Genomic DNA, 22,859 nt, shown 5'->3' with positions numbered 1-22,859 from the left:
ATATATACCTTTTTTTATTCAAGATTTTCAACTTGTCTATGTAGTTTTATGCCAGAATCTAACAAAAATCTAGATTCTTAAACAAAAACAAAATTAAAAAATATAACAACAACCAAATTATGAAAAAAGTAATCTTAACAGCCGGTTTATTCTCTTTAGTAATGGTATTAACATCATTTACAACTCCTGAAACAGAAGCTACAGTAAATATTGAAGGTAATGGTAACGTTGAAATTGTTGGAGCTGGAGCAGCAGGAGGAAATAAGAAAGTAGATATTGTTGGCGCTGGAGCTGCAGGAGGTAATAAGAAAGTAGATATTGTTGGCGCTGGAGCAGCAGGAGGAAATAAGAAAGTAGATTAAGTCTAATCGTTTTTAAAATATTGTTAAAGGCCGTCTAATTTTATTGATGGCCTTTTTTTATGTCATTTCTTTTACTATTTTTGATAGAAATAAAAAGTTATATTGAAAATTAAAATCTTCCTATTTTTATCAACACTGTTTGTTTTTTTTGGATGTAAACAAGAAAACAAATTTACTTCGAAGCTCAATTCTTCTGAGGATAGTTTAGCTATTTATTTTCTATTGGCAAATGATTTTAATTTGCCAATAGAAAAAAGGAGAGAATACAATCGCAAAGCGTTTTCCGTAATCATTGATTATTCAAATGATTCGATTTCCAAAATAAATTTGTTTAAAGTAGCAAATCGTTATTTCAACATGGATGATTACCATGATTATAAGAAAACAGTAGATATTATTTTAGAAAGATCAATTATTAGCAGCGATACTAATAATAAATCTAAGGCATTAACTTATTTGGGAGATTTTTACGTTTCGCAAGCAAAATCAGATAGTGCTTTCCTTTTTTATTCTAAAGCAGAAAAGATTTATGCGATGCAGAATGATAATCTAAACATTGCAAAAATCAAATTAAACAAAGCTTTGTTGCAATTCAATGAAGGAGATTTTTTGGGTAGTGAAATAACAATATTTAACGCTTTACGCGCTGTAAAAAGCGAAAAAAATAATCAAGTTTTAATATATGATTCTTATAATTTATTGGGATTAATTCACAATGAGTTGGGAAATTATGAAAGAGCTGTTGAATATAATAAAAGAGCTTTAGATATTATCAATGATAGAAATATTGAACCGGTTTATCAATCAAAAGCTACTTCTTTAAATAATCTAGGATACGTTTATCAGAATATGAAAAGGCACGCGAATGCAATCGGATTTTTCGAGAAAGGACTATTGCAAAAAAATCTAAAAACTGATAAACCTTTTGTATTTGCAATGCTACTCGATAATTTAGCATATTCAAAATTTAAAACGGGCAATTTTAAAGGTTTACCAGAACAATTTTATGAGTCCTTAAAGCTTCGTGAAAATTTAAAATTGACTTCTGGAATTCTCGTAAGTAAAATGAGAATATCAGAATATTATGCGTTTAGGAAAGATTCTGTGATGGCATTAAAATTTGCTAGAGAATCGCTAGAACTTGCGAAAAAAGTTAAAAATTTTAAAAGTGTACTACTTGCACTGAGACAGCTTACCATCATTGAACCAAAAAAAGCCTCAATCTATTCTAAACAATACATCCATATTAACGATAGCCTACAAAAGGCAGAACGTAAAATGGGCGAAAAGTTTACGCGTATAGAATATGAAACTGATGAGATAAAAAGTGAGAACACAGATTTAGTTGTTCAAAACAGAAATTTGATTCTTTTTTTTAGTGGAATTGGCATCTTAGGTCTATTTATTTTTACGATCAATACACAAAAAGCTAAAAACAGGGAGTTACTATTCAAGCAGCAACAACAAGTTGCAAATGCAGAAATTTATAATTTAATGATTTCGCAACAAAGTACCATTGAAGTTAATAGAATCCAAGAAAAAAATAGAGTTGCTCGTGAATTACATGATGGAGTTTTGGGAAGAATGTTCGGCGTTCGAATGAATTTAGATGGATTAAATTCCTTTCAAGACGACATAGCAAGAGAGCAACGAAAAAGTTATTTGACGGAGTTGAAAGATATAGAACAGGATATTCGCGAAATTTCACATGATCTAAATAGAGAAAAATCAGAATTAATTAATAACTTCGTAGCAATAGTGAATAATTTATTCGAGGAACAGACGAAAACTTATCAATCAAAGTTGACTTCAAACATTGATAACAGTATTAAATGGGAAAATATTAGCAACTCTATCAAAATTAATATTTATAGAATTTTGCAAGAAGCATTACAAAATAGTAATAAATATGCTACAGCAAATAACATACAGATAATATTGAAGAAAGTTGAAAGTTCATTGGTCGTAAAAATCTCTGATGATGGAAGAGGTTTTAATATCCTGAAAGCGAAAAAAGGTATTGGTTTACAAAATATACTTTTTCGAGCTAATGAATGTGGCGGAAAACTTGAGATCAAATCAGAAAAAGGAGAAGGAGCAACAATAAAAGTCACCATACCAATTTAATAAAATATGAATAATCCAGATCATAATAATGTTGTTCCGACTTTAAAAAAAGCAATAAATAAAAATATTTTAATTGTTGATGACCATCCATTTATCATTGAAGGATATAAAAATGCAATAACAAGATATAATCCTGATGAATTTTCATTTTTCATAACACAAGCGAAAGATTGTGAATCGGGATATAATCTAATTACTGATAGGGAGACAGTTCGATATGATATCGCTTTTTTAGATATAAGTATGCCTTCTTATGAGGAGAAAAATATCTTTTCAGGAGAAGATTTAGCAAAATTATTAGCTGAATATATGCCAGATTGCAAAATTATCTTACTAACGATGTTCACGGAACTTTTGAAAATAAAAACAATTATCAAGGCTATAAATCCTGCTGGACTGGTAATTAAAAATGACTTAACATTCGACGAACTTCTATTTGCGTTTGATAAAATAATCAACAATGATCAGTATTATAGCGAATCAGTATTAAAACTATTGAGTCAATCAGAGATTAATGCTATTGAAATAGATCAGTTTGATAAGCAAATTTTATTTCATTTATCAAAAGGCACGAAAATTAACGAAATGCCTAAATATATTCCGTTATCGATTGCTGCAATTGAAAGAAGAAAATTAGATCTTAAAAAATTACTAGTAATTAATGATAAAAGTGACAGTGAACTTGTAAAAGAGGCAAAAAATAGAGGTTTACTCTTCTAAATAAAAAAAACGACAATTTGATAAATGTCGTTTTTTTTAATGGTTTTTATTCTTCTAAAGCATTCCAACCTCTTGCTTTCAAAGCAATTTTAGTGTTTGCTCGAGTAACTAAATGAATTCCTTCACTTTCTTGGGTCATATGACCAATAATAGTAAAATTTGGATTACCCTTTATTTTTTCAAAATCTTCCATTGCGATAGTAAAAAGTAATTCATAGTCCTCACCTCCATTTATGGCAACAGTTGTGCTGTCAATATTAAACTCTTCACAGACATTGATGAATTGCGGATCAATTGGCAATTTGTCTTCATATAAATTACAACCCACTTTAGATTGTTTGCATAGATGCATAATTTCTGATGATAAGCCATCTGAAATATCAATCATTGCTGTTGGTTTTATCTCTAAAGCATGCAATAATGTTCTAACATCCTTGCGAGCCTCGGGCTTAAGTTGACGCTCAATTAAATAGGTGTACGCGTCTAAATCAGGTTGTGAATTTGGATTTACTTGGAACACCTGTTTTTCTCTTTCTAAAACTTGTAAACCCATGTAAGCAGCTCCAATGTCGCCAGTTACCACTAAAAGATCAGTTTCTTTCGCACCATTTCGATAAACAATTTCATCTTCATCAGCTTCGCCTATAGCAGTAATACTAATGATTAAACCTTTTTGCGAAGAGGTAGTGTCTCCGCCAATAACGTCTACATTGTATTCAATTGCTGCGTGCGTAATTCCGGCAAACAACTCATCTAGTGCTTCTAATGGAAATCGATTAGAAACTGCAACCGAAACCGTAATTTGTGTCGCCTTGGCATTCATAGCGCAAATATCCGAGATGTTTACAACGACTGCTTTGTACCCTAAATGTTTTAAGGGCATATAAGCCAAATCAAAATGTACACCTTCAATCAATAAGTCAGTAGAAACAACTACTTTCTTGTCCTTAAAATCTAAAACGGCAGCATCATCTCCAATTCCTTTTAATGTAGAGGGTTGATTAATTTTAAAGTTTTTTGTCAAATGATCTATCAATCCGAATTCGCCTAATTGCGCGATGCTCGTACGTTGTGGGTTTTTATCTTCTATCATATTCATTGCGAGGAACGAAGAAATAAAACTTCGCTCATTCTTAAATTAAATTATTTTTTAAAAGAGCAAAGGTACAAAGTTTTGTAGCCAATGATGGCAAGGATTTTTACATCTTCAAAAATGTTATTTATTTAAATTAGCTTTCCAGCTTTCTAGATTTCTTGAAGTATGAAAACGGCAAAAACAGCTATAGTTTTTGTGTTTTCGTCTATCGTGTAATGAATTACGAAAGGGAATTTTTCAATTTTTCTACAACGTATTTCGCCATATTTGATAGAAAATAAATAAGGGTCTTTTTCTAAAGTATTTATTTGTTTTTTGGTCTGTGTTTTATAACGTTGCCCTAAGCCTTTTGATTGCAATTCATACCATTCACTAGTGTCTTAAATGTTTTTGAATACATCAATATCTATTTTTAATATATAACTCAATTGGATTAAAGCATTTTTGAAACTTCATCCCAATCTAACAAACGTTCAGGATTTGCTTTTGCTTTGGCCATTCTATCTAAAACTATTTTTTGGTGCTCAATTGAAATAGTCGTATCGTCATTCCAAATCGCATCATTAAGTTATAAGCGATCTTTGGGAGAGAGCTTTTTTACAACTTCAATTAATTGATTGACATTGAAGTCGATATTTAATTTAATGCTTTCCTTAAAACAAAGTTAGTAAAAAAAGGAATACGATTTTAAGCGTTAAATTTTCGGAAAGATTGAATCATTTCGTAAATACCAAAAGCAATTACATTTTTTCCAAAAATAAATATAACCCAACTTATTGGATTTGTTAGGTAAACTCTTTCTGTATTTCAAGGGTTGTAAAAATCAGTTACAAGAAAAAATCTAAAAAAACCTGACAATTTTTACATCATCAGGTTTGCTCTTTATTCTATTCTCTTTGTTCTTTTTTCTAAAAAAGGATTAATCATTCAGTTTCAAAACCGCCATGAATGCTTCTTGCGGAATCTCAACATTACCAACTAATCTCATACGTTTTTTACCTTTTTTTTGTTTTTCTAATAATTTACGTTTACGAGAAATATCTCCACCATAACATTTTGCAGTTACATCTTTACGCAATGCTTTAATAGTTTCACGAGAAATTACTTTTACTCCAATAGCTGCTTGAATAGGAATGTCAAATTGTTGTCTCGGGATTAGTTCCTTCAACTTCTCACACATTTTTTTACCTATAGAGTAAGCGTTGTCAGTATGCATTAAAGACGATAAAGCATCTACTATCGTAGCATTTAGTAAAATGTCTACTTTTACTAAATTAGAAGTTCGCATTCCTATTGGTGTATAGTCAAAAGAAGCATATCCTTTAGATACGGTTTTCAAACGGTCGTAAAAATCAAATACGATTTCTGCTAATGGCATGTCAAAAGTTAATTCTACACGTTCTGTAGTCAAATAAGTCTGATTTGTAATCGAACCACGTTTTTCAATACATAAGCTCATTACGTTACCTACATAATCAGACTTAGTAATGATGGTAGCTTTGATAAAAGGTTCTTCAACATGGTCTAAACGCGAAGGCTCAGGCAAGTCAGAGGGGTTGTTTACGATCAGCGGTGTAGTCGGATCTTTTTTGGTGTAAGCTAAATAGGAAACGTTGGGAACAGTTGTAATTACTGTCATATTGAACTCACGCTCTAGTCTTTCTTGGATAATTTCCATGTGCAACATGCCTAGAAATCCACAACGAAAACCAAAACCTAAAGCCGCTGAACTTTCTGGTAAAAATACCAGCGAAGCATCGTTCAACTGAAGTTTCTCCATTGAGTTTCTCAATTCTTCATAATCTTCGGTATCTACAGGGTAAATACCCGCAAAAACCATTGGCTTTACATCTTCAAAACCGGTAATTATGTTGGTAGTAGGATTCTTAGCATCCGTTAACGTATCACCTACTTTTACTTCTTTAGCTTCTTTAATTCCGGAGATTAAATAACCAACATCGCCAGCTGAAATTACTTGCTTTGGAACTTGGTTTAATTTTAATGTACCAATTTCATCTGCAAAATATTCATTTCCAGTTGCCATAAACTTAATTTTTTGGCCTTTCTTAATTTGTCCGTTTTTAACTCGGAATATTACTTCAATTCCACGAAATGGATTGTAATGTGAATCAAAAATTAAAGCTTGTAAAGGTTCATCAACATTTCCTTTTGGAGGTGGAATTCTTTCAATAATAGCTGCCAAAATATTTTCAACGCCAAGTCCAGTTTTACCCGAAGCATGAATTATTTCTTCTAATTTACATCCTAGTAAATCAACAATGTCATCACTAACCTCTTCTGGATTTGCACTTGGTAAATCAACTTTATTTAGAATTGGGATAATTTCTAAATCATTTTCAAGAGCTAAATATAGATTAGAAATCGTTTGTGCTTGTATGCTTTGTGCTGCATCTACGATCAATAAGGCACCTTCGCAAGCAGCAATAGAACGAGAGACTTCATAAGAGAAATCTACGTGACCTGGAGTATCAATCAAATTTAAGATATATTCTTGTCCTTTGTATGTATATTCCATTTGAATGGCATGACTTTTTATCGTGATACCACGTTCACGCTCTAGATCCATATTATCTAGCAGTTGTGCCTTTTCTTCACGGGCCGTAACGGTTTGAGTTGCGCCAAGTAAACGGTCAGCAAGCGTACTTTTACCGTGATCAATATGGGCAATAATGCAAAAATTTCTAATATGCTTCATCTTCTGTGTCTGTCAATTTAAAATCTAAATGCTATTGCATTTAATCTGCAAATATAAGGTAAAGTTTGAAACAAAATTAGCTATTTATTTGGGATTAAATTTTAACATCTTATCACTTATAAATTAACTAATTTTTAAACAGTTACGGCTGATATAATTGTTAATTTTGTAATACAAAATCCTTAAAAATTTTCTTTTGAATTACGATAAAGTAAAAGAAAAACTTGAAATTCTTGCTGATGCCGCAAAGTATGATGTTTCCTGCTCTTCAAGCGGTGGCAATCGTAAAAATACTGCTAAAGGTTTAGGTGATTCTTCAGCAACGGGAATTTGTCATAGCTATACTGAAGATGGTAGGTGCGTTTCACTCTTAAAAATATTGCTTACAAATTTTTGCATCTATGACTGTGCTTACTGCGTCACTCGCAAAAGCAATGACATTCAACGTGCCGCTTTTACAGTTGAAGAAGTGGTTGACTTAACCATTAACTTTTATAGGCGAAATTATATTGAAGGATTATTTTTAAGTTCTGGTATTTTCAAAAATGCTGACTACACGATGGAGCGACTCGTACGTGTGGCTAAAAAATTACGTCTTGAACATAATTTTAATGGATATATTCATCTTAAAAGTATTCCTGGTGCCTCCGATGATTTAATGCGAGAAGCTGGCTTGTATGCAGATAGATTGAGCATGAATCTTGAAATCCCTACTGAATCTGGATTGAAACTCTTGGCCCCTGATAAAAATCATCAAGACATGATAAAACCGATGGGCTTTGTTAAAAACCAATTAATTCAATATCAGGAAGAAAAGAAAAAGTTTAAGAACACGCCAAAATTTGCGCCTGCTGGTCAGAGCACTCAAGTGATTGTAGGTGCTACGCAGGAGAATGATTTTCAGATTATTCAAGTTGCTGATCACTTTTATAAAAATTTCGATCTTAAACGGGTGTATTATTCAGGTTATGTGCCCGTTTCTAATGATATAAGGTTGCCAGCAATAGGTGCTCAGGTTCCACTAGTGCGAGAAAATAGATTGTATCAAGCTGATTGGTTAATGCGATTTTATGGCTTCAAAGCCAATGAAATTTTAGACAAAAATAACCCTTTTTTAGACTTGGAAGTCGATCCAAAAATGAGTTGGGCGTTGCGTAATATTACTCAGTTCCCTGTAATAATTCAAAATGCATCTTTAGAAATGATTTTACGCGTTCCTGGTATTGGAGTAAAATCTGCACATAAAATCATTCAAGCGAGACGTTTTCAAAACCTTAATTTAGAGCATCTCAAGAAAATTGGCATTGCTGTTAATCGCGCTCGATATTTTATTTCAGTAAGTAATGAGAATTCACATCTTAAATTTTTAAATGCTTTGAATTTAAAAGAAATAATCTTGTCTGACACGAAGTCTAAATTCGAAAATCCTTTTAGCAACCAATTATCATTACTCAATGACAATTCTTTCTTACGATAGTACTTTAGAAGGTTTTCTAACTACTGTTTTTGAAATTTTCGAATTCAAATATCAAGAGCCACAAATTATTAAAAAAGATGATTTACAGCACAATATGTTTGCTACTCCCATAGAAATTGTAACAGATATTACAAAGTCTGACCGGGTGATAAAAAAACTGACTGATCAGTTACAGAATGATGGTGTTCGGACATTAATTTATGCTTTTTTATCGGAGAAAGTGGGTGTTGAAGATCTTTTATATAAAGTGATTCACTATGCTGTGGCCAATAAAAGTAAGAACATCATGAAGGATTTTTCTAATGATGCTGTTTTGCAGGTTTCACAATTAACAAAAAGTGTAGGTAGAGAGAAGCATCGAATGGAAGCTTTTATTAGATTCGAATTATTAAAAGATGGAATATACTTTGCTAAAATTGATCCTGATTTTGATGTTTTAACTTTAATTGTTCCACATTTTAAAAATAGATACCAAGATCAAAAATGGTTAATTTATGATTTACGAAGAAAATATGGCGTGTATTATGACTTAAACGACGTTGAAATAGTTGAAATAGATTTAGATAAAAAATTACTAAAAAGCGACAGTGAAATTTATTCAGATTCAGAAATAAATTACCAAAAATTATGGTGGGAATATTTTGATCACACTAATATTAAGGAACGAAAAAATACAAAATTACACGTACAACATGTGCCAAAACGTTATTGGAAATATTTAACCGAAAAGAAAATATTTTAATTTAAAGTTATGTTAGATAAAGGATTTTTGGAATTGATGGTCTGTAATTTTTGTATACTTTTGGATCATTAAAAATTATTTTTTATTATAACGAAGCTTCCTATTATGAATTTTCAATCTAGCGATTCTATTACAATTAATGCTGTTAAATATGACTTGCAAAGCCTAGAAGCATTGGCATGGAAAAAATTAGTCAACGGTTCGATTAAGAAAAAAAATGGCTTTCGTACAATGTGTGTTGGTACTACTAATGAAAATAAAGATTCGTCATTGCGAATAGTTGTGAATAGAAAAGTGGATGAGATAAAAAAACTAATTTTCTTTCACACGGACAATCGTTCACGGAAATTTTATGATCTACAAAATGACAATCGTATTTCGTTGTTATTTTATGATGCGCGGCAAAAAACCCAAATAGTAGTGAAAGCACATGCTACTTTACACGTCAATACTGAATTATCCAACGAAAAATGGCAAGCTACTAGTGATCAAGCGAGATTAGGTTATATGACTATTTTACCACCAAACACCAAATCAATTACAACTACTCTAGGTTATGAAGAACGATTTTCTGAAGTTAAACCCACAGAAGCCGAAAGTAATTTATATGAAAATAATTTTGCAGTAATAGCTTGCGAAGTTTATGATCTTGAATTTCTTTATTTAGATTACTATGGAAATCGCAAAGCTAATTTTTATTATGAAAACGGAGCTTTAACAGATTGCTTTTGGGTTGTTCCTTAATAACTTTAAGATTTATTGTCGCGTAAACTTAAAATCTATAATTTATACTGTTTGAAATTAGCTTTGTAAAAAGTCGATCCTTTTTCTGTTTCAAAAATATTGAAATAGTGTCTGTAGATTTAGACCTAAAATTAATTGATGGCAAAAGCAGTTCCGTTTTCTTGGATTCTGAAATCCAATACCAGAAATTGTGGTGGGAATATTTTGATCACACCAATATAAAGGAACGAAAAAAAATCAAATTACACTTACAACACGTCCCAAAACGCTATTGGAAATATTTGATGGAAAAGAAAATTTTTTAGTCTTGAGTTGAAAGTTGTAATTTTGCACAAAAATTAAGCAGATGGTCAAAATTGGCAACATAGAATTACCTGATTTCCCTTTACTCCTCGCACCTATGGAAGATGTGAGCGATCCGCCTTATCGCAGATTGTGTAAAATGCACGGTGCTGATATGATGTACTCGGAATTCATTTCTTCGGAAGGTTTAATTCGTGATGCCATAAAAAGCCGAATGAAATTAGATATTTTTGACTACGAACGTCCGGTTGGAATCCAAATTTTTGGTGGAGATGAGGAAGCTATGGCAATGTCATCTAAAATTGTTTCAGCCGTAAATCCTGATATAATTGATATCAATTTTGGTTGTCCAGTAAAAAAAGTAGTTTGTAAAGGAGCAGGAGCAGGAGTTTTGAAAGATGTGGATTTGATGATTCGTTTAACTAAAGCAGTTATCGATAGTACACATTTACCAGTAACTGTAAAAACACGTTTGGGCTGGGATGATAGTTCTATAAATATTGATGAGGTTGCCGAAAGGTTACAAGATATTGGGGTTGCTGCGTTAAGCATTCATGCTAGAACTCGCGCGCAAATGTATAAAGGCCATTCGGATTGGTCTCACATTGCACGTGTTAAAAACAATCCTAGAATTACCATGCCTATTTTTGGTAATGGAGATATTGATTCCCCAGAAAAAGCATTAGAATATAAAAATAAATATGGTGTTGACGGAATCATGATTGGTCGCGCTGCAATAGGTTATCCTTGGATTTTCAATGAAATCAAACATTTCATGAAAACAGGCGAGTATTTAGCAAAACCAACCGTTATCGATAGAGTAGAAGCGGTTCGGAATCACTTGACTTGGGCAATGGAATGGAAGGGAGAGCGTTTAGGAATTGTTGAAACTCGTCCGCATTACACTAATTACTTTAAAGGAATTCATTCTTTCAAGCCTCATAAACAAAAATTAGTAACCTTAGATAAACCTGAAGAATTATTCGCTGCATTGAATGAAATTGAGGAAGCGTATATGGGTTATGAGGTGGTTTAGATTTTAGCTTTTTTCGCAATATTTGTTTTAGACATAATGCATTATGAGTGTTCAATTAAAAAAATATTTTTAATACACTTGCTTTAAAGTATAAATAACGCCTCTATTATGTAGAAAGTAAAGAATTTTTAATTCGTGAAATAAATGTTGTTAATCTGATGAAAAAAAAAGAATGAGATACAAGATTAGCTAAACATACTGAAAATCCAAATTCTGGAGGCGATGCTTTTGAATTTTTAGACTCCTTAAAGTCTAAATAGGATTTATAGGAAACTCACAATAAAAACAACTGCCGCTCTTGAAATTGAAAGTGTAATTAAGAGTTATGCTTTGATCACTATTTCCCTAGCTAAAAGTATAGAAAAAGAAATACGGTGGGATTTAAAATTATTTCTAAAAATCCTGAAAGTTTTCAATGCCGTTATTCTATAATCAGAATGTTTTGATTAAATAAATTTCTTTATTGTTTATATTATATTTTAGAGAATACTGAGGTTTTTATTTTAGCATTTTGGAATTCAAAAGAAGAAATTCCAAATAAAATCATGAAAAATTTGTAATTACCCTAGAAGTATTTTTAAAGTCAAAAATCTTATTCCTCAATTAGAAATCAAAATCCTACTCTAATAACTTTTTACTTACTCTACTACTCGCAATTAATGAAGCGATAAAACCTAATCCTACAATGGTTCCCATTACAATTAACACATTTTCAATCGAGAAAATTACAGGATAAGGAAGTGTGGGAGTAATCATTATTAACTGAAAATATTCTTGCAGTAATACTATTAGAACACCAATCGTGAGACCAATAAGTCCGCCAAAAACGCTAAGTAAAGTTCCTTGCAAAAGAAAAATTTTCCTCAAATCTTTAATTTCTGTTCCTAGATTTAATAATGTTTTAAGATTCCCTTTTTTATCTAAAATCATCATTATTAGCGCGCCTATTAAGTTAAATAAAGCAACAACAATCACTAGAGTAAATATTAAATAAACTACAATATTTTCAGTATTCAGCATTTTGTAAAGCGATTCGTTAAGTTGCGCTCTATTTTTTACTGTTATTTTATTTTTGAAAATTGTTTGAAGTCTATTGATGATTGAAGTTTCATCGGCTCCCGTTTTTAGTCTGATCTCAATGCCTGAAATTTGGTTGGTTTTGTATTCTAGTAATTCCTGCGCCAAACCTAAATCAGCAAAAACAAATTTTGAATCTAGATCCTCACTGATACTATAAATGCCTACCGGAATAATATCAGTTTTATTAAAAGCTTGATCCGGATTATCAATAGCTCCTTTTCCTGGTTTAGGAACTAAAACTTCTAGTTGATTATTAAAATCTAATAATCCCATTGAGAATTTCTGTGAAAGTCCGTAACCTACCACAACTTGATACGTATCTGCCTTGAGCCATTGTCCGTTGAAAAGTTTTTTTTCAATGGTATTGACTTTTCTAAAATTAGCGTCGACACCTTTAAGATAAGTTACTTCTTGTTTGCCATTAAAAGTAAATAAAACACGTTCCTCAATTATTTTAGTATAAGAATCTAGTCCTTCAATTTTTTTAATCTGGTTTTCTTGTTCAGGAGATACAAAGAATGATTTACCCAGAATAGTTGTTATTTTTAAGTCAGGATCAATATCAGTGCTAAAAGAAAGACTAAAAACCTTTAAGCCGCTAAAAACAGATAAAACCACAAATAAAGCCAGCGCACCCACTATTATTCCTAGACTTGCAATTCTATTAATAATATTGATAGCGTTGTTTTTACTATTGCTACGAATATATCTTTTGGCTATATAAAGAGGGAAATTCAAACTTTATTGGAATCTACGTTTGTCTAGCAATTCTCTATTTTCAATAGGATTGTCTCTATTAGCAAGCGCGTTGTCAATTTTTTCAATATAATCTAGAGAGTCATCAATAAAGAAGACTAAATTGGGAACTTTACGCAATTGTAAACGAACGCGTTGTGAGAGATCATGTTTAATATTTTTTGAATTCGACTTGACTGCCTCTAAAATTTCTATTGCTTTTTCTTGGGGGAAAACACTTAAATGCACCGTAGCTACTGATAAATCTGTAGTTACAACAACCTTGGATACCGAAATCACTAAATTACTAACTCCATTTTTTCTCACTTCACCTTGCAGAATGTCAACCAAATCTTTTTGGATAACCCCACCTATTTTTTTCTGTCTATTTGTTTCCATGCTGCAAAAATAGTACTTTTAAGGCTTATCCCGTAGTTTAGAATCAATTTTTAAAACCAACTCAGTAATAGTTATTTTTTTTCGGAGCTGTTTCCTGCTGTACACTATATCTTTTGTGACGTCCCGAAGTTTCGGGACCGCCACAAAAGGATGCCGTTTCCATCAGGGCTATGACATCCAAACAGTTAAGACGTTAAAAATTTAAGTCGGAAATCTAAAATCTTTAATTAAAAACCAAAAACCCTAATGCAAAGACCCTCTTTCGCCATATATGACGCCTCAGCCGGTTCGGGGAAAACGTATGCTTTAGTCAAGGAATACCTTAAAATTATTCTAGTTGCTAAAAAAAATGACGCCTACCGAAATATTCTTGCCATTACGTTTACTAACAAAGCGGTTCACGAAATGAAAAGTCGTATTGTAGGCAGCTTATCTGAATTTGCAAAAGACGAACCCAGTCCAAAAGCACAAGATTTGATGATGGATTTAGCTCACGATACTGAGCTTTCAATTATTCAAATAAAAATAAAATCACAACAAATCATTAAGCATATTATTCATAATTATGCCGCTTTTGATATTTCCACTATTGACAAATTTACACATAAGGTAATTCGTGCATTCGCGCATGATTTAGGTTTACCTATGACTTTTGAAGTCACATTAGATACTGAAAATTTATTAGTAGAAGCCGTTGATGCCATTATTGCGCAAGCTGGCGAGGACGAGACTTTGACAAAATTACTCGTCGATTTTACGATGGAAAAAACCGATGATGATAAATCTTGGGATATTTCAAGGGAAATTTTAGAAACTGGTCGTTTAGTACTCAATGAAAACAATCGGAATGAAATCACGCATTTCCGAGATAAATCCATAGCTGAGTTTGTTGAAATAAAAGTAAAATTAACGGAATCTTGCAAATTATTAGATAAAGAAAGTATTGCTCTCGCTGAAAAAGCTCTTTCATTAATTGATAAAAATGGAATTGATAGCAAATCATTTTCAGGATCTTATTTTCCTAAACATTTAATCAGTATTCAAGGAGGAAAATTTAACCCTAAAAATAAAACGTATCATGAATTTGATGATATAAAAATTAATAAAACGGCTAAAGACCGTGGAATTATTGAAAATTTAATTCCAGAATTCCTGCAAGTGTTAGCAACAATTTATAAAACTTTTGAAAAAAGAGATTTTTACAAAGCATTTTTAAAAAACATTACTCCACTTTCCCTGTTAAATACGGTAAGTAATGAACTCGCAAAAATTCAAACGGAGCAAAATATTCTTTCTATTTCTGAATTTAATGCTTTAATTTATATAGAAATTCAAAATCAACCTGCGCCTTTTATTTATGAACGATTAGGAGAGCGTTACCGCCATTTTTTTATAGATGAATTTCAGGATACTTCTGAAATGCAGTGGCAAAATTTGATTCCACTAATAGATAACGCGACTTCTAGCGAAATAGATGGTGAAAAAGGAACTTTGATGATCGTAGGCGATCCAAAACAATCTATTTATAGATGGCGTGGTGGCAAGGCAGAACAGTTTATTGATTTAAGTAAAGGTCAAAATCCGTTTAGCAATAAAGAAAAAGTATTGGAACATTTAGATAAAAACTATCGTTCCTATTCGCAGATCATTGAATTTAATAATGATTTTTTTCAAATGGTATCGAATGAATTTGAAAATCTAGATTATAAAGATTTATATGCCAATCACAGTCGGCAAAAAGTTAACAATAAAACTGGTGGCTACGTGAATATTTCTTTTATTCCACAAGTAGAAAAAGGGGACGATAGTGCAGAAACTATTAATGAGGAGGAAGGTTTGGACAAAACAGACCTATTTGTTTTAGCTACATTAAACACTATTCATGAAGTTGTTGCATTAGGTTTTGAATATAAAGATATCGTAATTTTAACTAGAAAAAGAAGTCAAGGCATCGCAATCGCTAATTATTTAACTGAACAAAAAATTCCGCTTTTGTCATCAGAAACGCTGATGATTCAAAATGCTACTGAAGTGCGATTTATAATAAATTTATTAAAATATTTAAAAAATAATTCTGACCTAGAGGCTAAAGCTTTTTTTTTACAATATTTGGCTCAAAACAGTCAAAATCACTTGGCAGTTCACGATTTTATAGCGCAGGGAATGGCATTAAAACAAGAAATTGATTTTGAAAACTGGCTATTGGCAATCAATGTTAATTTATCATTTCAAAATATTCGTAAAAAATCGCTTTATGAAGCTGTTGAGGTTATAGTTAGTAAGTTTCTAGCCCTTCAAAAATTTGAAGAGAATAGTGATACGGGTGAGGACCGCTTTCAAGATATTATAGTAGCTTCTCCTTCCGCCGCTGGGAATGCTTATGTTCAATATTTCCTGGACATTGTTCTGGAACGAGACATTCGCAATCAAGCTGGAATTTCTGATTTTTTAAGTTTTTGGGATAAGAATGGGGAGAAATTCAGCATCCCATCGCCAGAGGGGAATAATGCAGTGCGGATTATGACTATCCACAAATCAAAGGGTTTAGAATTTCCAGTAGTAATTTTTCCTTTTGCAGAAGAAGATTATAGCAGGAAACCTAAAGATAAATTGTGGCTTAACGCTGAAGTTGAAGATTTTGGTTTGCCCAAAGTCTTAATTGATAATAGTAGTGCAGTAGAGGGTTTTGGTGAAGCTGCTACAGCAGTTTATAATCAAAAAAAGCAAGAGGAATTATTAGATAATATTAATGTGCTTTATGTTGCTTTAACAAGGGCCGAGGAACAATTATACGTGATATCAAATATGAATTTATCACGGAAAGAAGAAATTCCCGATAATAATATGTGTACTTTTTTTATCAATTATTTGATAAATAAAACTGTTTTTCAAAAAGACAAATTGAATTATAGTTTTGGGAATAGTAGTAAATTATCTAGTGGAAAAAAACACGTAGATACTTCTAAAACAATTCCATTAGTACAGTCGATCTTAAATCCTAAAAATATTAAAATTGCTCAAAAGGAGGCTTTGATGTGGGGAACTTTGCAACAAGACGCGATAGAATATGGAAATATCATACATGAAATATTGTCATTCGTAAAAACAAAGAAGGATGTAGAACTTGCACTTGCTAAAGCAATTGAAAGCGGCCTAATAAGATTTAGTCAAAGAGAAACAGTAGAAAAAACGGTAAACTTAATTATTACTCATAGTGAATTAGAGAGCTTTTTTGAAGAGGGAAATGAAGTGCTAAACGAGCAAACCATCATTCAAAAAGAAGGTAAAACGATAAAACCTGACCGAATGGTTTTAAAAAAGAACAATGAGGTATTATTACTAGATTATAAAACAGGAACGCATCAAGTAAAATACCAGCAACAATTAGAAAATTATCAAAGTGCAATTGAACTCATGGGTTACAAAGTGTTAAAAAAAGCACTTATTTATATCGGAAAAGAAATCGATGTAGTAAATTTGTAGCCTGAGAATGATTTATTCGCAATAATGAACAAATAAAATAATATGTACGGTAAAATACAACAACACTTACAATCAGAACTTCAAACTATTGTAGATAACGGAATTTTTAAATCGGAACGAATCATCACTTCACCGCAAGGAGCTGAAATTACCATTTCCACGGGCGAAACAGTTTTAAATTTTTGTTCTAATAATTATCTTGGACTTTCATCACATCCTGAAGTCGTTAAGGCAGCAAAAGACACTTTGGATTCGCACGGATTCGGAATGTCATCAGTACGGTTCATCTGTGGGACTCAGGATATTCATAAAACTTTAGAAAAAAAGATAGCTGATTTTTACGGGACTGAGGATACCATTTTATACGCTGCAGCTTTTGATGCTAATGGCGGAGTTTTTGAACCTTTATTAGGAGCTGAGGATTGCATAATTTCAGATAGTTTAAATCATGCTTCTATTATTGACGGCGTTCGTTTGTGTAAGGCGGCACGATACCGTTATGAAAATAGCAACATGGAAGATTTAGAACAACAATTAATAAAAGCGACAGAGGCTGGGACTCGCTTCAAGCTAATTGTTACAGATGGTGTTTTTTCAATGGACGGTTTAGTTGCGCCATTAGATAAAATTTGCGATCTAGCCGATAAATATGATGCACTTGTAATGGTAGATGAATGTCATGCAACTGGATTTATTGGTGCAACGGGTAAAGGAACGCTTGAAGCAAAAGGTGTAATGGGACGAGTTGATATTATAACTGGAACATTAGGTAAAGCTTTGGGTGGTGCTATGGGCGGTTATACAACAGCAAAAAAAGAAATTATAGAACTTTTACGTCAAAGATCGCGACCCTATCTATTTTCAAACTCATTAGCACCAGCAATTGTAGGAGCTTCCATTAAAGTTTTTGAAATATTAGAGCGAGATACCGTCTTACGCGATCAATTAGAATGGAATACTAATTATTTCAAAGAAGGTATGAAAAAAGCTGGTTTTGATATCATTGACGGAGATTCTGCAATTGTACCGGTTATGTTATACGATGCTAAATTATCTCAAAATATGGCAAATGAACTACTAAAACAAGGAATTTATGTAATAGGTTTCTTTTTCCCTGTAGTCCCAAAGGATAAAGCAAGAATAAGAGTACAATTATCGGCAGCCCATACTCAAGTGCATTTGGACAAGGCTATCAATGCTTTCACTACTGTTGGGAGAGCTCTAAATGTTATATAATTCCCACTTTTTAAGCTCTAAATGTATTTTAATTAACATTTCATTTTGTAGTTTAAAATTTACGTCCTATTTTTGCCAGTAATTAACTAAATCGTAATTAAAAAAAGTAAGTATGAAACATCTTAACAAAATTTTTGTTGCTGTGATGATGGTGATGGGACTAAGTTCTCATGCACAAGACAGTAATAATCCATGGGCGATCTCTTTTGGAGTTAATGCCGTGGATACCAGAACTAGTGCTGGTGGAGGAAACAATTGGGCAGATCGCCATTTTTCTCAGCCATTTGCAGTAAAAGACAACTGGAATGTACTACCATCTGTATCTTATTTAAGCGTTTTTAGATCTGTAGGAGATAATTTCTCTTTTGGTTTATCTGGATCGGTTAATAAGATTGATAAATATGTAAAATTTAATCCAGCGAATCCTGCTCGTGACTCACGTGGTTATGTAGTATCTAATCCTGGAGACTTGATGTATTATGGTATTGATGCAACTATAAAATATAGTTTTATGACTGCTATCAATTCTAAAGTTATTGATCCTTCTCTTTCTGTAGGTGGAGGTTATACTTTCTTTGGAGATAGTAGCTACGGAACATTAAACCCGGGTGCTGGTCTTACATTTTGGTTTACTGAAAATGTAGGTTTAGAACTTACTAGCCGTTACAAAAAATCATTCGGTGATAGAGAAGATGCTTCTGGAACTCCAGATTCTCCATCACATTTTCAACATTCAGCTGGTATCGTATTCAAATTTGGAGGTAAAGATACTGACGGTGATGGAATTTATGATAAAGATGATGCTTGTCCAGATGTTGCAGGTTTAAAGCAATTTAACGGATGTCCTGATACTGACGGAGATGGTATTCAAGATAGCGAAGACGAATGTCCTACCGAATTTGGATTAGCTGCTTTAAAAGGTTGTCCTGATACTGACGGAGATGGTGTTGCTGATAAAGATGACGCATGTCCAGATGTTGCTGGTTTAGTTGCTTTAAAAGGTTGTCCTGATACTGACGGAGATGGTATTGCTGATAAAGATGACAAATGTCCTACTGTTGCAGGTCCTAAAGAAAATGCAGGTTGTCCTTGGCCAGATACTGACGGAGATGGTGTCTTAGACAAAGATGACGCTTGTCCTACAGTAGCCGGTCCTGCTAGTAATAAAGGTTGTCCTGAAGTTACTGAAGAAGTAATAAAAACTTTAAATAGTTATGGAAAAGTAATTTTATTTGATTCTGGTAAATCTACTTTCCAACAAGGTACTTACACAGTATTAGAATCTATTACTACAATCTTAAAAGAATATCCAAATTCAAGATTCCAAGTTGAAGGTCATACTGATAGCGACGGAAGTAATGAATTAAACCAAACTTTATCTGAGAACAGAGCTGCTGCAGTTAAAAATTATTTAATTGAAAAGGGTATTGCTACTGACAGATTAAGATCTACTGGTTTTGGTGAAACTAAGCCAATTGCATCTAACAAGAACGCAAAAGGAAAAGCTGAAAACAGAAGAGTTGAGATTACTTTAATAAAAGAATAATTTCTCACAAAATATATTTGAAAACGCCTCGATTTATCGGGGCGTTTTTTTTATTTTTATAAAATGATAAATTATACTTTTCTTGATAAAATAGCGACTGTTCTAATTGAAAATTATTTTGATAATCTTTCAAATATTACTGTTGTTTTACCAAATAAACGAGCGAAGATCTTTTTAATTGAAGCATTAAAGAAGCAAGTAGAAAATAATATACTTTCTCCTGAAATTATAAGTATCGAAGATTTTATTCAAGAAATAGCAGGTATTCGAGCTATTGATCCTATAGAATTATTATTTGAATTTTATGAAGTGTATTTATCTATCACTGAGAAATCAAATCAACAATCATTTGAACTTTTTGCTAATTGGGCCAAAACTTTACTACAAGATTTCAATGAAATTGACCGTTATTTATTAGATCCATCGCACGTACTTTCTTATTTGAAAGATATTGAAGATATTAAAAAATGGGGAATTGAAGTCGAAAATAAAACTCCATTATTAGAAAAGTATATCGATTTTTGGAAAATGCTACCAAATTATTATCAAAATTTATACAGTCATTTGTTAAATAAAGGCTTGGGTTACCAAGGTCTTATTTATCGTGAAGCGGTAAATAACGTAAATGTTTATTCAGAAAAAGTTCAAAATAAGCAATTTTTATTTGCTGGTTTCAATGCTTTAAATACAGCTGAAGAAAAAATCATTCAACAATTAATCTCCTCGAGTCAAGCTAAAGTGTATTGGGATGTAGATCAAGCATTCTTAAATGACCCGTACCATGATGCTGGCTTATTTGTAAGACGCTTTAAGGAAAATTGGAAATATTATAAATCAAATCCTTTTGAATGGATAGTTAATGATTTTGCTAACGCAAAAAATATTAAAGTTATTGGAACACCAAAGACGATTGGCCAAGCTAAAATTGCAGGTACTATTATTGAAAATATTATCATTCAAAATCCAACTAATAAATTAGATAAAGTTGCTGTTGTTCTTGGCGAAGAGAATCTCTTAGTGCCGCTTCTTTACTCTTTGCCAGCTAGTGTTGGTGCTTTGAATATTACAATGGGATACTCTAGCAAAAACAATCCAGCTCAAATCTTGATTGCCAAATTGTTTAAAATGCACACCAATGCATTATCGAGAAAAAATAGTAGTTATGTTTTTTATTATAAAGACGTACTTGATATTCTAACGCATCCTCTAGTTGATCCTTATGCTCAAACTAGTTCATTGGTTAATGTTATTAATAATAACAATTACACTTTCATCACTCATCAAAAATTGATGGAACTTAGTACTGCTCCATCTGAATTATTTCTGTTATTATTTAGTAAGTGGGAAAATGGATCTATTGCAGTTTTAGATAGTATTTCCACATTATTACTTACAATTAAAAATAATTTGAATAATGATAATGAAGAGGAGAAGATTACGAAGGCTTTTGTATTTGCAATTTTTAAAGTAATCAATAAGTTGATTAATTATTACTCGCAGCATCAGCATATAGATAAAATAGAAACTCTTTATGCAATCTATAAGCAAGTTATTGATCTTGCCGAAGTTTCATTTGAGGGAGAACCATTGAATGGATTGCAGATCATGGGCGTTTTAGAAAGCAGAGTTCTTGATTTTGATACTGTTATTGTCACTTCTATGAATGAGGGTAAATTTCCAGCAGGTAAATCGCAAAATTCCTTTATTCCTTATGATGTGAAACGTGAATTGGGCTTGCCAACTTTTAAAGAGAAAGACGCAATTTATACTTATCACTTTTATCATTTATTGCAACGAGCCAAGAATATTTACTTATTATATAACACAGAAAGTGAGGGATTAGATGCAGGAGAAAAAAGCCGGTTTATAACGCAATTAGAGGTCGAAAAGCAGGTAAATCATAATCTCACGCATGAGATTTATAATGCGGTTTTGCCTGATCTGGCTTATGAGCCAATGGTAATTCCTAAATCAGAACTAGTTATGACTCGCCTACGAGAGATCGCCGAGAAGGGGTTTTCGCCATCTGCGCTTACAAGTTATATTCGAAATCCTATTCAATTTTATTTTCAGAAAATATTGCGAATCAGTGAAGTAGAGGAAGTGGAAGAAAATATCGCACTAAATACATTAGGTACAATTATTCATGAAACTTTAAAAGTTTTGTACGAGCCTTTCATTGGAAAATTCATTTTAGAAAGTGATATTTTAAATTGTTTTAAACAAATTGATCATGAAGTTCTCAAGCAATTTAAACTTATTTATAAAGAAGGAGAGATTAAAAAAGGAAGAAATTTGCTGGCGTTTGAAGTTGCAAAACGCAATGTATCTAATTTTCTTAAGGTAGAATTAGAAAGTATTAAAGCGGGTGATACTATAAAAATTATTGCTTTAGAACAAACGTATCATCGAACTTTAAATCATTCTAATCTGCCTTTTCCGGTTTTAATTAAAGGAAATGTCGACAGAATTGAAGAGCGCAATGGAACGATAAGAATTATCGACTACAAAACGGGTAAAGTTGAAAAGTCAAGCGTGACATTAAAATCGTGGAAAGGATTAACGGAGGATATTAAAAACGATAAAGTAATTCAAGTTTTAGCATATGCCTATATGTTTGGTGACGAGTCAAATGGAAAACCAATAGAAGCCGGAATTGTGTCTTTCAAAAATCTGAAATCAGGATTTTTACCATTTGTTTACAAAGAGGGAAAGGAAATAGAATCTTTAATTAGTCCATCTATTTGTAATAATTACCTTGAGCAAATCGTATTATTACTAGCTGAAATTTTAGATGAAAACATTCCTTTTAAAGAAAAAATTTAATCTTACTAATACATCAGAAAATTATTAAATATATTTGAGTTTTATAAATCGACCTTGGCGATAAATTTATCATTGAGTTTAATAGCCTGGATCTTTATTGGATTTGAGACTTTTAAATATGTTTTGATCATATTCGGTTTATTTTTTAGTTTGTTGCTTAAAGAAGTAAATTCTAAAAAGGAATATTTGTTTTACTATAACAACGGAATATCCAAATTACATTTATTTGTC

At 32.0% G+C, this 22,859-nt stretch carries 17 protein-coding genes; 12 read left to right on the top strand and 5 right to left on the bottom strand.

The window, feature by feature from the left end:
- The first annotated feature begins 119 nt into the window (after nucleotides 1–119).
- From BUA99_RS05065 to BUA99_RS05055, 3 genes are all read left to right on the top strand, one after another.
- A complete protein-coding gene (locus tag BUA99_RS05065; protein WP_072989112.1) occupies nucleotides 120–362 on the top strand; it encodes a 3-oxoacyl-ACP reductase in 243 nt (80 codons plus the stop codon).
- 102 nt (nucleotides 363–464) lie between these two features.
- Nucleotides 465–2,489: a tetratricopeptide repeat-containing sensor histidine kinase gene (locus BUA99_RS05060; RefSeq protein ID WP_072989109.1), complete on the top strand. Its 2,025-nt coding sequence runs from the start codon at nucleotides 465–467 to the stop codon at nucleotides 2,487–2,489.
- A 6-nt stretch (nucleotides 2,490–2,495) separates the two neighbouring features.
- Nucleotides 2,496–3,209: a response regulator gene (locus tag BUA99_RS05055; protein ID WP_072989107.1), complete on the top strand. Its 714-nt coding sequence runs from the start codon at nucleotides 2,496–2,498 to the stop codon at nucleotides 3,207–3,209.
- Nucleotides 3,210–3,255: 46 nt separating this feature from the next.
- Here BUA99_RS05055 and thiL read toward each other — a convergent pair whose 3' ends face one another.
- The 3 genes from thiL to lepA form a co-directional block, all read right to left on the bottom strand.
- Nucleotides 3,256–4,302, bottom strand: coding sequence for a thiamine-phosphate kinase (thiL, locus tag BUA99_RS05050; protein WP_072989105.1), 1,047 nt, complete (start codon nucleotides 4,300–4,302; stop codon nucleotides 3,256–3,258).
- Nucleotides 4,303–4,454: 152 nt separating this feature from the next.
- The gene (locus BUA99_RS15555) at nucleotides 4,455–4,664 is read right to left on the bottom strand and encodes a hypothetical protein (protein ID WP_084673481.1); all 210 of its coding nucleotides are present in this window, start codon (nucleotides 4,662–4,664) and stop codon (nucleotides 4,455–4,457) included.
- Between the two features lie 560 nt (nucleotides 4,665–5,224).
- A complete protein-coding gene (lepA, locus tag BUA99_RS05040) occupies nucleotides 5,225–7,021 on the bottom strand; it encodes a translation elongation factor 4 (RefSeq protein ID WP_072989103.1) in 1,797 nt (598 codons plus the stop codon).
- 196 nt (nucleotides 7,022–7,217) lie between these two features.
- Between lepA and BUA99_RS05035 the strand changes: the two genes are divergently transcribed.
- From BUA99_RS05035 to dusB, 5 genes are all read left to right on the top strand, one after another.
- Nucleotides 7,218–8,498: a putative DNA modification/repair radical SAM protein gene (locus tag BUA99_RS05035; RefSeq protein WP_072989101.1), complete on the top strand. Its 1,281-nt coding sequence runs from the start codon at nucleotides 7,218–7,220 to the stop codon at nucleotides 8,496–8,498.
- On the top strand, nucleotides 8,476–9,240 hold the full coding sequence (locus tag BUA99_RS05030) for a TIGR03915 family putative DNA repair protein (RefSeq protein WP_072989100.1): 765 nt from the start codon (nucleotides 8,476–8,478) through the stop codon (nucleotides 9,238–9,240). Before BUA99_RS05035 ends, BUA99_RS05030 begins: the two co-directional genes overlap by 23 nt.
- A gap of 105 nt (nucleotides 9,241–9,345) precedes the next feature.
- The gene (locus BUA99_RS05025; RefSeq protein WP_072989098.1) at nucleotides 9,346–9,984 is read left to right on the top strand and encodes a pyridoxamine 5'-phosphate oxidase family protein; all 639 of its coding nucleotides are present in this window, start codon (nucleotides 9,346–9,348) and stop codon (nucleotides 9,982–9,984) included.
- A 107-nt stretch (nucleotides 9,985–10,091) separates the two neighbouring features.
- Nucleotides 10,092–10,289 (top strand): DUF4130 domain-containing protein, encoded by a 198-nt coding sequence (locus BUA99_RS05020; protein ID WP_072989097.1) that lies wholly within the window; start codon nucleotides 10,092–10,094, stop codon nucleotides 10,287–10,289.
- 41 nt (nucleotides 10,290–10,330) lie between these two features.
- Nucleotides 10,331–11,323: a tRNA dihydrouridine synthase DusB gene (gene dusB, locus BUA99_RS05015; protein ID WP_072989095.1), complete on the top strand. Its 993-nt coding sequence runs from the start codon at nucleotides 10,331–10,333 to the stop codon at nucleotides 11,321–11,323.
- A 618-nt stretch (nucleotides 11,324–11,941) separates the two neighbouring features.
- Here the strand turns inward: dusB and BUA99_RS05010 are convergent.
- Together BUA99_RS05010 and rbfA are read right to left on the bottom strand one after the other, a co-directional pair.
- Entirely contained in the window at nucleotides 11,942–13,141 is a 1,200-nt protein-coding gene (locus BUA99_RS05010) for an ABC transporter permease (protein WP_072989093.1), read from the bottom strand.
- 3 nt (nucleotides 13,142–13,144) lie between these two features.
- Nucleotides 13,145–13,537, bottom strand: a complete 393-nt coding sequence (gene rbfA, locus BUA99_RS05005; RefSeq protein ID WP_072989091.1) for a 30S ribosome-binding factor RbfA — start codon at nucleotides 13,535–13,537, stop codon at nucleotides 13,145–13,147.
- 246 nt (nucleotides 13,538–13,783) lie between these two features.
- On the opposite strand from rbfA, the gene BUA99_RS05000 reads away from it, so the two are divergent.
- From BUA99_RS05000 to BUA99_RS04985, 4 genes are all read left to right on the top strand, one after another.
- A complete protein-coding gene (locus tag BUA99_RS05000) occupies nucleotides 13,784–17,020 on the top strand; it encodes a UvrD-helicase domain-containing protein (protein WP_072989090.1) in 3,237 nt (1,078 codons plus the stop codon).
- A gap of 42 nt (nucleotides 17,021–17,062) precedes the next feature.
- Nucleotides 17,063–18,256, top strand: coding sequence for a glycine C-acetyltransferase (gene kbl / locus BUA99_RS04995; RefSeq protein ID WP_072989088.1), 1,194 nt, complete (start codon nucleotides 17,063–17,065; stop codon nucleotides 18,254–18,256).
- Nucleotides 18,257–18,368: 112 nt separating this feature from the next.
- Nucleotides 18,369–19,802 (top strand): OmpA family protein, encoded by a 1,434-nt coding sequence (locus BUA99_RS04990; RefSeq protein ID WP_072989085.1) that lies wholly within the window; start codon nucleotides 18,369–18,371, stop codon nucleotides 19,800–19,802.
- Between the two features lie 63 nt (nucleotides 19,803–19,865).
- A complete protein-coding gene (locus tag BUA99_RS04985) occupies nucleotides 19,866–22,628 on the top strand; it encodes a PD-(D/E)XK nuclease family protein (protein ID WP_072989083.1) in 2,763 nt (920 codons plus the stop codon).
- The last annotated feature ends 231 nt before the right edge of the window (nucleotides 22,629–22,859 follow it).

The organism is Flavobacterium segetis (genome assembly GCF_900129575.1).
GTDB classification, from domain to species: Bacteria; Bacteroidota; Bacteroidia; order Flavobacteriales; family Flavobacteriaceae; genus Flavobacterium; species Flavobacterium segetis.
This window is presented reverse-complemented; position numbering and strand designations above follow the sequence as displayed.

Bases quoted from the DNA above. Each gene is read 5' to 3' on its own strand.
- BUA99_RS05065 (WP_072989112.1), top strand. From the start codon at position 120: ATGAAAAAAGTAATCTTAACAGCCGGTTTATTCTCTTTAGTAATGGTA.
- BUA99_RS05055 (WP_072989107.1), top strand. From the start codon at position 2,496: ATGAATAATCCAGATCATAATAATGTTGTTCCGACTTTAAAAAAAGCA.
- thiL (WP_072989105.1), bottom strand. From the start codon at position 4,302: ATGATAGAAGATAAAAACCCACAACGTACGAGCATCGCGCAATTAGGC.
- lepA (WP_072989103.1), bottom strand. From the start codon at position 7,021: ATGAAGCATATTAGAAATTTTTGCATTATTGCCCATATTGATCACGGT.
- BUA99_RS05030 (WP_072989100.1), top strand. From the start codon at position 8,476: ATGACAATTCTTTCTTACGATAGTACTTTAGAAGGTTTTCTAACTACT.
- BUA99_RS05025 (WP_072989098.1), top strand. From the start codon at position 9,346: ATGAATTTTCAATCTAGCGATTCTATTACAATTAATGCTGTTAAATAT.
- dusB (WP_072989095.1), top strand. From the start codon at position 10,331: ATGGTCAAAATTGGCAACATAGAATTACCTGATTTCCCTTTACTCCTC.
- rbfA (WP_072989091.1), bottom strand. From the start codon at position 13,537: ATGGAAACAAATAGACAGAAAAAAATAGGTGGGGTTATCCAAAAAGAT.
- BUA99_RS05000 (WP_072989090.1), top strand. From the start codon at position 13,784: ATGCAAAGACCCTCTTTCGCCATATATGACGCCTCAGCCGGTTCGGGG.
- kbl (WP_072989088.1), top strand. From the start codon at position 17,063: ATGTACGGTAAAATACAACAACACTTACAATCAGAACTTCAAACTATT.
- BUA99_RS04990 (WP_072989085.1), top strand. From the start codon at position 18,369: ATGAAACATCTTAACAAAATTTTTGTTGCTGTGATGATGGTGATGGGA.
- BUA99_RS04985 (WP_072989083.1), top strand. From the start codon at position 19,866: ATGATAAATTATACTTTTCTTGATAAAATAGCGACTGTTCTAATTGAA.